Raw genomic sequence first — 12,202 nt, forward strand, 5'->3', positions numbered from 1 at the left:
GCGACCAACGAAAATTTTTTGAGTTGCATTTAGCTGCTGATTTTCAGGTACAACTCTTAATTTACCCGTTTTTAGGCTTAACCGAAAAGTATTGGCTACAGACTTTTCTCCATTCCACAAAAAAATGTAGTGGATTCAATTAACCGCTAGCAATCACACTTTGCCAGCCAAGTTCATCAACTGTTTGAAGTTCACAAGATAAATGGTGTTGTTGGCGCTGTCAATGTTAATCCACCCTTTTTCATGCAGCTTTTCCATGATTTTGGTGGTTTCTTCAACACCGATTTCTGTCACCTCTGCTAAATCTTTAAAGGGAATGTTAAAAATTTCTCTTCCTAAGTCTGATTCCTGACCATAGTTTTCACCTAAAGTCACTAGGGTATGGGCGAGTTTGACTGCTGGTGGTGAAGACCGCATTTGTAAGCGCAGGTTAATTTGCCGCAATCGCCGCACCATCAGTTGCAACATACGGTGATGTAACTGCGGGTCTTTAAACAATATTTGAATAAAACGCTCTCTAGAGATACTAAGCAACTTCACGGGTGAAAGGGCAATGACATCGGTTGAACGTGGAGATTCATCCAAAATTGCCATTTCTCCAAAAAAATCGCCACGGCCAAAAATTGCCAGAGCTACTGAATCTTCCCCGACGGTACGCCGGACTTTGACCCAACCAGAAACCACGAAGTAAACAGCGTTACCCCAGGCATCTTCCATCACAACAGCTCGCCCAGATGGGTATTCATGTTCAATTGCAACGTTGAGCAGCCATTCCAAAGTCTGTGGATTGGCTGTACTCATTAAGGGGAAAAGTTCACTAAAAACCTCAGTTAGCATGAAATATTTGCAAAAAATGGATTCAAAAGTGGGAAACTAACTTTGCTACTATAAGTTTGTTGAAACCGTAATCTTACTTAGAATATGGTCGCAAAATTTGTATTTATTTGAGATGAACCTTTAAGGTTGATCGGTCTAGGGTTTCATTACAACATAACAATTATGTATGTGATCGAAATCAGCAGTTTTACTGACAGATTTATGATTTGGTGTTTGTTTATGAATTGCTATCTAGTGCCAGTATTTTGATCTGTTTATCTAAATTTTTCACTAATTCATTCAGGGCTACCATTGCCTCTAATTGCTGAAAGTCAAGGCTAAGAATAATATTTTGCCTTTAATTTACAGGACTTACGCACAGGTAACGGAAAATCGAACCACAGAGGACGTAGAGAAGCCAGTACGCCCTTGCGCTTCCCCAACTTGAAGCAACTGGCGCGACACTGAGGAATAAGAGTTTGAGAGGTTTTTTGCGTAAGTCATAATTTAGTTGGTAGTTAATAAATTGGACTTTGTTCGATTGTTAAAATTTAAATTAATATATATACCTAAATAGACCTAAGTAGAAGATGAATTTCAGATGTGGATTGGGGATAATATTGAGTTACGATCTGCTGTAGTAAGTGAGGCATGAGGCGATGAAGAGGCTCCAGGAGTAGAGGGGAGAAACTTGTGATGAATTCCCCTCTGCTCTCCTACTCCTTGTCTCCCACGGTTTGAATTGATCAATTAGATGCCTCACAGCCTACTCCTGAGTTCTTAAAGCTTGGGCAGCAAGATAGACTTTTGTCCATTCGCCTAGCACTTGATGGGTTTTGAGTTTTAAATTTTGGGCTATTGCTTCTATTGAGTTACCCGCTCTTTGCAAATCTAGGATCTGCCGCTCTAGAGGAGTCAACTTTTTATAAAGTTGCTGCCATTGATTTTGTGTTAATCCCAAGTTATGTTCTTGTAAGGAAATTGAGAGCCAGCTGTCTACGAGTTCTGGTTTACCTTTAAGAGCAAAAACCCGCACGGCGTGGTAACTAATTTTTTCTCGCAGACGATATACCTCTTTAGTCTGCTTATTTAATCTGTGGGCAATCTCTTCCTGGGACTTACCTTGCAGATACAGTCGTAGCCACTCCACTGCGTCTGTTCCCAGATTTTCTTGTAGATAATTTTCAAATTCTTTTTGTACTGACTGACGCAGCACTTGTTGTTCCTCTAGTTGTTGTGCTTGTTGATATTCTGCGATCGCCTGACTATCCACTAAGTTAACTCGATTCTCACTGTCGTCTGTAAGAACTTCTTCCGATACCAGTCTAATTAAGTCACGGCTTGGCACTTGAGTTAAGCCACCGCGCTGAGTTCGACGCAAGTAATTTACAAACCGATAAGCTAATAGGGGTTGATTGCGTACTGGCCGCAGACAATATTCTTCTACACTGGCAAATAGCAGAGCATCCCCCAATCGTCGATCGGTTGTATATTTGGCAATATCAGCCATTTGCTGTTGCATGTGGCTATCGCTTTGCAGTAATTCCTGGAGTACTTCTTGCAACACATCGATCACGCTGCGCTGGCGATCGCGGCTAAGGGCAACCCAAGTCTGAATTTTATTTCGTAATGTCACTAAACTTCCCAGTCGCGTTATCAAGTTGCGATAAGCACGCTCTCGCCCCAGCCCCAAGTAGCGTTGACGTAAAATCCTCCAGCGATATTCCATCGCTTGCTTGGCGATATCTAGTTCCTTAGGGTTAAACAGATCAAACCGTTTTGAGTCAGATCCAAATAGCCAGAAAATAATACTTTGCCTAGCAGCTTCACTTTGTTCTGGACATTCCGCAGCCAAGCGCTTTCGCCAATCTAGAGCTAGTTTTTCCACATCTTTTATCATAGCGAGATTGCGCTCCTCGAAACTCAATTTTGAAGTTTGCATCACAACCCCCATTTGTCCCACCTAATTGTTTAACTGGCAGCTGCCCCTGATTTCATGAGTTTCATGAAAACATCTCAGTGATTCCACTTTTATTACGTCTTAATTCACTAAAATTATGCAAAAATTTTTGCATTGGTGTTTTGCTTTCAATTTCAAAGTGCTCTAAATCCTTGAAAATCAAGCATTTCTGCCAATTCTGTTAATTTAAATTTTTTGTTAAGTTATGTTTTTTAACTGAGAATAGAAATCTGCCTCCTATAGTGGTGAGGATACACCTTTGCAGGAGATGGGTTGCAAAAATCTGATATTTTATAACCGAGCCGAGGAACGAATCTAATTTAACTCAATGTCAGACGTTATTTCACTCGTATAAGTTTCGACACTCTATAACCTTTTACGTAGTAATATCACTAGTTTTATTTTATCCTACACTCTTTTAAATAAAAATTTAGAAGCAGATATGAGACTCTGCTTCTGAATTCTTTTTTGATCATAAATTTTGGATAAATCTGAGCGCTATAGCTTGGAATTAGCCCCAATATGCCATGTAGCGATGTCTACGACGGGGTATGCCTACGCTATTCTAGTAGTATGGATTGAAATTCGCTTATTTATCCTCTTTAAACTAACTTCAGCCACAACTGTACCTCTAAAATTGGCAAGTTATTCTTAAAACCTTTACATTCCCAAAAAGGAATAGTCAACAGTCAATATTGATTTTGACTATTGACTCTGATTGTTGCTTTCCCTTCTAGTTCAAAATTTAACTTATGCAAAATCTAAAAACTGTAAGAATGCAATTCTCTAAAGTTTTGATAGTCATAAGCCTCACAAGAGACTTCTCTTTAAATTCATTGATAGGGATTCTTCGTTTTGAATTTTGAGAGAAGTCGGAGCGCTGGCTTCCAGCGAGATGAACTTGGGTAATTTTGAATTCTCTGTTCGCGTAGCGCCTTTGCAGGAGAAGGGGTTGACTTTATCGCCCGTTCGATGATCTAACAATGGGACTTTCTACAGATTCTCGATACTGTTGGACTTGTTCTGTGTAAGCAATTGGCAGAACAGCTTCAACGTTTTCATGGGGACGAGCAATAATCACCCACGATTCCAGTGTACCGCCAAAAACATTTTCTGCGGCTTCAATACCAGCAGCCATAGCTGTCTTTACTTCAGAAACATCGCCACGAATATTAACTGTAAAGCGAGCACTACCTACTCTGATATAACCAACAAGGGTAACTCGACCAGCTTTTAGCATAGCATCTGCTGCTGCTAGCACCGCAGGAAAACCTTTAGTTTCGAGTGCTCCAACTGCTTGTAATGACATTATTAATCTCCTGTATGAATAAACGATATGGGGGCTACAAGTTAATTGTACGAAGCTTCGCTACAGATTTTGATAGCAAAATTGCTTAGGACATGCGGAAAGGTTCTGATTCTTCAGTGAAATGGATTGGTAATATGGTTTCCACATTTTTCGGAGGATTAGGAACGATGTAGTGGGTAATTACTGCACCAACCTTGACTTGCTCTCCAGCTGCGATTCCGGCTTCAACAGCTCTTTTTACCTCAGCAACGTGTCCCCGGACGGCGACTAACAAACGAGCGCTTTCAGCTTGACCATAGTACACAATTGTGACTTCGCCAGCTTTGACCATTGCATCTGCCGCTGCTAAGACACTAGGAAAACCTAAAGTTTCAATTACGCCAACCGCCATTGGCATGGCATTAGCTCCTGGATTAAGGGATAGGCGACTTTAATTGTACGTGGCTTTAGTCCCAATTTTGACATTTTGGAAAACTTTCTTTGATACCAGGATTCTGCGGGAGTGGGGAGTGGGGAGTAAGGAGTTAAAAGCAAAGCCGAAGACGCTTCGCCTCCGATTATGAGTTGGGAGTTAGAATGTTTTGATAGCCGCTGGTCTATGTTTTATATATTATAAGTAATACCTTAGCATGTCAGTTTGTGTAATTTTGTTGTTTAACAAAATCAGCGATGCGTGGAAGCAAGCTAGTACGATAAACTAAAATTTATGTTTCCGAATTTTCTTCCTACAGCAGTTGGGCAACTGACAGAATCTACCTCGATCGCACTAGCTCGGAGTATTCAAACAACTGCGATCGCAAATCTGTCTTTCAAACAGACAGCAGTTCATTAGGGTAGATTTTGAAATTTACTAGAAAGTCAGTTTATAAAGAAATAGCTATGAGAATAGAAAGAAATAATAGTGTGGATGCCTTAAAAGCATTAAGCGTTGCTTTTGTTTTCATCTGGCATTCACGACCATTTTAATGGAAGAATTGCAATTATTTGTGGAGCAATAACTATTTTATGTTATTTTCATTCTCTAAAGCAAATGAAATATAATTTCTTATTACAAAAATTATTTAAATACTTTCTTGGTTTATTTTCATTACATAAATACTGGCAATACTTATTCTTCTAGCTAGTTAAGCCTTATCAAGTTGCCATAAATACAGGAGTTTTTGAAACTCCTTTGAGTAAAATTTTTATAATTGAAGGATTTTTTACTGTTTTCTCAATTTGTTTATTCAGATTAACTCGTTTAAAGCAGTTTGTTACCTAGAGCATCGATTCAGCAATCAAAAACCTAATCCCCCAACCCTTGTAGGGTTGGGGGAGCAAAGATTAACTGACTTTAGTCAAGTAACCACATCTCATTAGAACTATCAGGATACTCATTTGGTTGATTTTGAGGTTGATTTTGAGCTAGTGTTTCCGATGAGCGATATGATTTTTTGTAATTAAGTGGATTGTAGTGGCCTTTTACTGGTTGTATAGCACTAGTTTCTTTTACAACACTATCAGCATACTGATCTGGTTGATTTGGAGCTAGTCTTTGCGATGGCAGATGTGATTTTTTGTAGTTATATGGATTGTAGTGTTCTTCTACTGGTTTTATAGCACTAGTTTGTTTTACGACAAGTTTAGAATTATCTTCTGCTGTTTGTTTTAAAGCACTAATTTCTTCTATGAGATGGGAATTTGCTTCTGCAAGTTGCAGTGCTGTTTTTTTGGTTTCGTCAAGTTCTTTTGTTACCTGTTGTACTAATAATTTGTGTTCAGATGCTAATGTTTTTTGTTTAGATAATTTTGATTGCAGATCAGCAATTTCCTGCCCAAGAGATGCTTCATTCTCGTGGCTTTTTTCCAAATTACTTGTCAACTCTTTGACAGTTGCTTCTAAATCAGCCTTAGTGGGACTTGTGCGCTTAATAGAAGTTGACTCAGGTGTCTGTGCTGAGGATTCCTCATCAGACGAAGCCTGTTCTTCAGCAATTTTTTCTGCTGTAACTTCGATCGCAGATTCACCTTCTGGGGGTGTAAATTTTTGCGCCTCTTCTTGTAATAAGTCAGAGAGACTTTGTTTCTTAACCATTATTTTCTCCAATCATGCTGTAGTTCATCAGCTGCGCGGCGATAGTCTAACTCCGCCTCCCGTGCGTTTCCTCCTCGCCATTGAGTAATTGCTACACCTTCAAGCGCCGCTCGTTCATGAGCTTTATAGGTACGGATGAAGGTATTAAAAGCAGGAATACCTAACCGAGTCAGAGTGTTTTTCGCTTCTAGTGCTTCCCCCAGACTGCGCGTATCGACTTTAGTGAGCAATACCCGATGGGGGGTTCCCAAGGGGATGACGGCTTCCTTGACTGTTTCCACGAGGATAGCTAAATCCATTGCGGCTGGGGGTGTAGGCAAAACTAGATAATCTGCGATCGCAACTACCGCCACTAATGCTTCAGAGCGCAGCGCGGGAGGCGTATCCACCACTACTAAATCGTACCCTGTTATCTTTCCTAAATCACCTAAAAGTGTGGGATCGGTTTCTTGAGATAAATCAAACCCCATTCCCTGCTGACTGCGCCCAAACCACCAACTGGCAGAACCTTGAATATCTGCATCAATCAGCAGCACCTTTTTTTTCTTCGCAAAGTTTGCAGCCAGATTGACTGCGGTAGTCGTTTTACCGACTCCTCCTTTACCGTTAAGAATAGCGATGATTTTTGGCACTGCTGCTTCCGATTCTGCCTCTTGAGTGCTGAGTTAGGAGTTGAGACGCGATTAATCGCGTCTGTACAGGAGTTAGGAGTTATTATTCTCCTTTTTGTCTCCCTGGTCTCTAGTCCCTAGTTCCTAGTTCTTAGTCTTTAGTTCCTAATCCCTAGTTCTCAGTCCCTGGTGATGAAACATTTTTTATTGGGACTGCCTTACAAGAATATACCGCTTTATGTGACCCTCAAGAACATGGAAACTCGTAACAATAAAATTCAGAAGCCATCAACTCCACAAAATTCTATGACAGCAACTTACAATTTGCCTGATGGGCCTAAAATGCCGCGCTGGCTACGGATGATCAAGTTTATTAGTCAACCAGTGAAATATGTGGATGATTTTGCCAAAATCTATGGTGATACCTTTACTATCAGGAGTAGTCGCGGGGATAACCATCTTGTGTACTTTAGTCAACCCCAAGCACTTGAGCAGATTTTTACTGCTGATTCCAGCCATTTTGAGGTTGGGAGGGGGAACATAGGACTAAAATTTTTACTTGGCGATCGCTCCTTTATGTTATCAGATGGCGATCGCCATCAGCGCCAACGGCAACTATTAGCTCCTCCTTTTCATGGTGAAAGGATGCGAGCTTATGGTCACGATATCTGTAAAATAACCCGACAGGTGAGTAATGAATGGCAAATTGGCAAGCCTTTTAATATCCGTGAGTCGATGCAGGAAATCACCTTGCGTGTTATCCTGCGGGTTGTATTTGGTTTGAGTGAAGGACAGCTTTTTGAAGAACTTAGGCGATCGCTAAGTGACTTGCTAGACTTCATCACTTCGTCCGTAATGTCCAGCGCCTTCTTTTTCAGGTTCATGCAAAAAGATTTCGGTGCGTGGAGTCCGTGGGGTTGGATTTTGCAACAACGGCAAAAAATTGATCAACTGATTTATGCTTTGCTTCGGGAACGTCGGGCTGAATCTAATCAAAATCGCCCAGATATCCTGAGTTTGATGATGGCTGCTCGTTACAACGATGGTCAAGAGATGTCAGATGAAGAATTACACGACGAGTTAATGACGCTATTAGTTGCAGGACATGAAACTACCGCTTCTGCATTGACATGGGCTTTTTACTGGATTGACCATTTACCAGAGGTGCGTCAGAAGTTGCTACAGGAACTTAACACCATTGGAGTCAACCCCGATTTGAGTAGTATTGCTAAATTGCCCTATTTGACAGCAGTTTGCCAAGAAACATTGCGAATTTATCCAATTGTCATGAATGCTTTCGTGCGGATTGTGAAGACCCCAATTAAAATTATGGGCTACGAACTGCCAGAGGGAACGGCAATAATTCCCAGTATTTATTTAGCGCATCATCGAGAAGAAGTCTATCCACAATCCAAGCAGTTCAAACCAGAACGCTTTTTACAAAGGCAATATTCACCATACGAATATTTACCCTTTGGTGGCGGTAATCGTCGCTGTATTGGGATGGCATTTGCCCAGTATGAAATGAAAATCGTCTTGGCAACTGTTTTGTCAGATTTTCAACTTTCGCTGGTGAACAAACGTCCTGTGCGTCCTGTGCGCCGCGGTTTAACTCTAGCTGCACCTACTGGAATGCAGATGGTTGCAACACCTCAAGTTAAGCGTGCAAATACACCAGCTCTAGTTTAGGTAAGTAGGGGAGGCAGTTATCAGCGGTGGAAGCCGCCGCTGATAACTGCTATTGGATTAGACGGAACCTCGTAACGCACCATCCATCATCTTGATCTATCGCGGTGCCGTATCCGTGCTAACACACCCTACGATTAATGGATATTTTTTTAATTGAAGTTTATTAACAGCGATCGCACGGGATTAGATTACCACCAATTATTATTTTATTTGTCAATAATTAAAAAAAAATATAGCGCCAGCCTAATAACAGGCTGGCGCTGGTTTATTGATTTAATTTACAGTTAAAAATACTTAAATGAATTTATTAAATTTTCCTGGCTCATTGTCCGCAATCTTATTTAAAATCAGGCGATGTCTACGACGGGCGTAGTTATTGAAAATTAGATATTAGGAAAACTATTCTCTAGTGCCCCGTCTCCAGTTCCTAGCCCCCAATCCCTAATTGCCAGTGAAAATGCTTAATCAAATTTGGTTATCACAGTTACAAAAACATCAAGCGATCGCAGTCATCCGCGCCCCTAAAATCGAAGTGGGACAGCAAATGGCAATGGCTGTAGCATCTGGGGGAATACAGTTGATTGAGATTACCTGGAATAGCGATCGCGCTGGGGAATTAATCAGTCAACTACGCTTAGAATTACCAGACTGTATTATTGGCACCGGTACGCTATTCAATGTGCAACAGCTACAAGAAGCGATCGCATCTGGGGCGCAATTCCTCTTTACACCCCACTTTGATTCCGCAATGGTTCAAGCAGCACAAGAAAAAAATGTACCCATTATCCCAGGAGCGCTGACTCCAACAGAAATTGTTACCGCCTGGAGTCAGGGCGCTAGTTGTGTAAAAGTGTTTCCCGTGCAAGCAGTGGGAGGGGCTGATTACATCAAAAGTTTGCAAGGACCACTAAGTCAAATTCCCTTAATTCCTACTGGCGGCGTCACTCTGGAAAATGCCAAAGAATTTTTACAAGCGGGAGCGATCGCTGTAGGTTTGAGCAGTGAATTATTTCCCAAAAAGCTTGTCACAGAGGTAAATTGGGAGGCGATCGCATCCAGGGCAAGAAAGCTGATGCGACAGTTAGGTTAACTTAGAATCAAATCATCAAAAGTTCACGTCTATTAAAGTAATAGATAGGGAAATAAAGGTGAAAACTGATAAGTTTCTCAAGACTTCATGATTTGAGTGTGAGTGTATCTAAAATGAAAAAACTGATTTCTCCTGACTGGGTGCGTTGCCTACAAATACTTCTCACTGGTACAGCACTGTCCTTAAGTGTTTTTACTACTACTGGAACGAGTGAAGTTTGGGCGAATTCCAAAAATCAAGTGATTGCACAAACAATCCAGACATTACAACAATCGGATCAGCGCTGGATTCAAATTAATCTTTCAAAGCAACGATTAATAGCTTGGCAAGGTGACAGAGTTGTTTATGGAAGCGCTATCTCCTCTGGCAAAAAAGCTACTCCCACTCTTGTTGGTACTTTTAAAATTCAATCCAAGTTCAAAACTACGCAGATGCGGGGAGAAAACTACAATGTTCCCAACGTTCCTTATGCGATGTTTTACCAAGGTAGTTACGCTATTCACGGAGCTTACTGGCATAAAAGTTTTGGTACTCCAGTGAGCCACGGCTGTGTGAATATCGCACCTAAACATGCAAAATGGCTATTCGAGTGGGCATCAGTCGGTACACCAATAGTCATTCAGAAATAATAGGTTAAGCAGCCAGAAGGCAATTTAGGTAAAATCATAAATAACAACAAATCAAGACAATTAAGTAATTCCCAGCAAGATTTTATGCTAGGAATCTTCGGAGTCGGAATTACTGAACTTGAAATAAAATATAGAAGAGGGCATTCAACGATTTGCCCAAAGAAATAAGCGTAAATCCTGACAATTCCTGGATGAAATTACAAATGCAAATATAAATTCGGAGAAAATTTGCATTTAGGCATATTAAATGACAGATTTTTTGTAAAGGTTGTCCTTTGTAATTAGTTATTAGGAATGCAGATTAAATAAAATGCAAAACTTCTGTTTCGTAGAGTGCGTTATGCCCTTGGTTAACGCACCATCCCAATATTTTCGGTGCGTTCCCGAAGCCGTAATACTACGAAAGTTGCTCTTTGCTCTTTATTTAATTCGTGTTCCTTAGTGAATAACAAAGCACAAATGACAAATGTGCTTGGACACAGATTAGCTTAGGACTTGTCTTGAAAAGCATTAGCGGATGAATTGCGTAAATCCTCTACAGGAAGCTAGAAGTCGCTCTGGAAATTTGTAGTTTTCCAGAAAACTACTTCACTTCATGATTTTTGCGTAGTTTAGAAGATGAAGCATAATGCAAACCTGGATTCGCAGTGGTGGGATTCGTTCTTCAGGAACTTTTTGTACAGGTGTGGCGCTGATGATGGTGACTTTATTCTCTTGGTCATCACCTTTAGTAGGTACACCCAACTCGACTACAGCAACAGCCACGTCAGTTGATGAAAACGGCATCACTGTATTTAATGATATCAGGCAAACATCCCAACCTCGCTGGATTGAAATTGACCTGTCAGAGCAACGCTTACGCGCATGGAAAGGTAATAAACTTGTTTATTCATACCGCATTTCTGGAGGTAAGCGATCAACCCCCACACCCATAGGTAGATTTCGGATTAATTCTAAGTATCGCACTCACCGAATGCGAGGCAATGGCTACAACATTCCTGACGTTCCTTACACAATGTATTTTTACAGAGGCTATGCCATTCATGGTGCTTACTGGCATAACCGTTTTGGGACTCCAGTCAGCCACGGTTGCGTAAATTTACCTGTTAAGCAAGCTCGCAATCTTTACAACTGGACTACAATGGGAACTTTAGTAATCGTGCGGAAATAATTGCAATTCTTACCTTGATGTATGGACAGGTGCGTTACACTCCGTGAAAGTGCCTGTCCATATATACTGCTAGACTAAAAACACATTTTCGAGAAATTCAGGAGCTATGAGCGCCACAACTACTCAACGACTTACCCTGGAAGAGTTTCTGAAGCTTCCAGAAACAAAGCCTGCGAGTGAATGTATTAACGGTAAGATTATTACTAAGCCAATACCGAAAGGGAGACACAGCCGCTTACAAGGTAAACTTTGTGCTGTTGTTAATGAAGTCACGGAAAATCAGAAGATTGCCTATGCATTTCCCGAATTACGGTGTAGTTTTGGAGAACGCTCAATAGTACCCGATGTGGCTGTATTTCAGTGGGGACGCATATCGTTTACTCTTGATGATGAAGTACCTGATAATTTTGAACTTCCACCAGACTGGACGATTGAGATTCTTTCGCCAGAACAAAAACCCAACAAAGTAATTGGGAACATTCTTTACTGTCTAAAGTATGGTAGCCGCCTGGGATGGTTTCTTGATCCTGATGACTTCAGTATTTTGGTATTTCTACCAGAGCAACAGCCAATGCTACTCCAGGGAAAAGATTTTTTGCCTGTATTACCAGAAATTGAACTTGCACTAACCGTCAATCAAGTTTTTGGATGGTTAAAAATGGGCGGCTAAAAATAACTCGCCTGGAATAAGAAGGTGCGACGCCGAATAGCCCGCACTTCTCTTTGCACTTGGGCAAGATTATTCCATACACTTTTATTAGCAGCTTTGTACCAGTTGTTAAGCGCATCACAGAAGTCAGCATACTTTTGACAAAATTCGCGCTGCTTTTTACGACTGATGATGTGCATTATA

12 protein-coding genes and 1 pseudogene are annotated in these 12,202 nt (G+C 40.9%); 6 read left to right on the plus strand and 7 right to left on the minus strand.

Annotation, left to right across the window (positions count from 1 at the left end):
- Nucleotides 1–153: 153 nt before the first annotated feature.
- The 4 genes from V7K21_RS05225 to V7K21_RS05240 form a co-directional block, all read right to left on the minus strand.
- Nucleotides 154–837, minus strand: a complete 684-nt coding sequence (locus tag V7K21_RS05225; RefSeq protein ID WP_335172180.1) for a Crp/Fnr family transcriptional regulator — start codon at nt 835–837, stop codon at nt 154–156.
- Nucleotides 838–1,582: 745 nt separating this feature from the next.
- Entirely contained in the window at nt 1,583–2,770 is a 1,188-nt protein-coding gene (locus tag V7K21_RS05230; RefSeq protein WP_335172182.1) for a HetZ-related protein 2, read from the minus strand.
- A 964-nt stretch (nt 2,771–3,734) separates the two neighbouring features.
- A complete protein-coding gene (locus V7K21_RS05235) occupies nt 3,735–4,085 on the minus strand; it encodes a carbon dioxide-concentrating mechanism protein CcmK (RefSeq protein ID WP_334792721.1) in 351 nt (116 codons plus the stop codon).
- Between the two features lie 85 nt (nt 4,086–4,170).
- The gene (locus tag V7K21_RS05240) at nt 4,171–4,482 is read right to left on the minus strand and encodes a carbon dioxide-concentrating mechanism protein CcmK (protein WP_335172184.1); all 312 of its coding nucleotides are present in this window, start codon (nt 4,480–4,482) and stop codon (nt 4,171–4,173) included.
- 309 nt (nt 4,483–4,791) lie between these two features.
- Here V7K21_RS05240 and V7K21_RS05245 point away from each other — a divergent pair.
- Nucleotides 4,792–4,884: pseudogene (locus tag V7K21_RS05245) on the plus strand (alpha/beta fold hydrolase); the annotation flags it as partial.
- Nucleotides 4,885–5,418: 534 nt separating this feature from the next.
- On the opposite strand, the gene V7K21_RS05250 reads toward V7K21_RS05245, so the two are convergent.
- Both V7K21_RS05250 and V7K21_RS05255 read right to left on the minus strand, forming a co-directional pair.
- Nucleotides 5,419–6,159, minus strand: a complete 741-nt coding sequence (locus V7K21_RS05250) for a hypothetical protein (protein WP_335172186.1) — start codon at nt 6,157–6,159, stop codon at nt 5,419–5,421.
- A complete protein-coding gene (locus tag V7K21_RS05255) occupies nt 6,159–6,791 on the minus strand; it encodes a ParA family protein (protein WP_335172188.1) in 633 nt (210 codons plus the stop codon). The genes V7K21_RS05250 and V7K21_RS05255 overlap by 1 nt, the downstream gene beginning before the upstream one ends.
- 285 nt (nt 6,792–7,076) lie before the next feature.
- On the opposite strand from V7K21_RS05255, the gene V7K21_RS05260 reads away from it, so the two are divergent.
- The 5 genes from V7K21_RS05260 to V7K21_RS05280 all read left to right on the plus strand — a co-directional run bounded on the left by V7K21_RS05260 (nt 7,077) and on the right by V7K21_RS05280 (nt 12,019).
- A complete protein-coding gene (locus V7K21_RS05260; RefSeq protein ID WP_335172190.1) occupies nt 7,077–8,459 on the plus strand; it encodes a cytochrome P450 in 1,383 nt (460 codons plus the stop codon).
- 457 nt (nt 8,460–8,916) lie between these two features.
- Complete coding sequence (locus V7K21_RS05265; protein ID WP_335172192.1) at nt 8,917–9,549, plus strand: bifunctional 4-hydroxy-2-oxoglutarate aldolase/2-dehydro-3-deoxy-phosphogluconate aldolase; 633 nt, start codon at nt 8,917–8,919, stop codon at nt 9,547–9,549.
- 113 nt (nt 9,550–9,662) lie between these two features.
- On the plus strand, nt 9,663–10,178 hold the full coding sequence (locus V7K21_RS05270) for a L,D-transpeptidase (protein WP_335172194.1): 516 nt from the start codon (nt 9,663–9,665) through the stop codon (nt 10,176–10,178).
- Between the two features lie 628 nt (nt 10,179–10,806).
- A complete protein-coding gene (locus V7K21_RS05275) occupies nt 10,807–11,349 on the plus strand; it encodes a L,D-transpeptidase (RefSeq protein WP_335172196.1) in 543 nt (180 codons plus the stop codon).
- Between the two features lie 106 nt (nt 11,350–11,455).
- Nucleotides 11,456–12,019: a Uma2 family endonuclease gene (locus V7K21_RS05280; protein ID WP_335172198.1), complete on the plus strand. Its 564-nt coding sequence runs from the start codon at nt 11,456–11,458 to the stop codon at nt 12,017–12,019.
- Here the strand turns inward: V7K21_RS05280 and V7K21_RS05285 are convergent.
- The gene (locus V7K21_RS05285) at nt 12,016–12,198 is read right to left on the minus strand and encodes a hypothetical protein (protein ID WP_335172200.1); all 183 of its coding nucleotides are present in this window, start codon (nt 12,196–12,198) and stop codon (nt 12,016–12,018) included. The two genes, V7K21_RS05280 and V7K21_RS05285, sit on opposite strands and share 4 nt — an antisense overlap.
- Between the last annotated feature and the right edge of the window lie 4 nt (nt 12,199–12,202).

It is taken from the genome of Nostoc sp. (genome assembly GCF_036919595.1).
In the GTDB taxonomy this organism is placed as follows: domain Bacteria; phylum Cyanobacteriota; class Cyanobacteriia; order Cyanobacteriales; family Nostocaceae; genus Nostoc.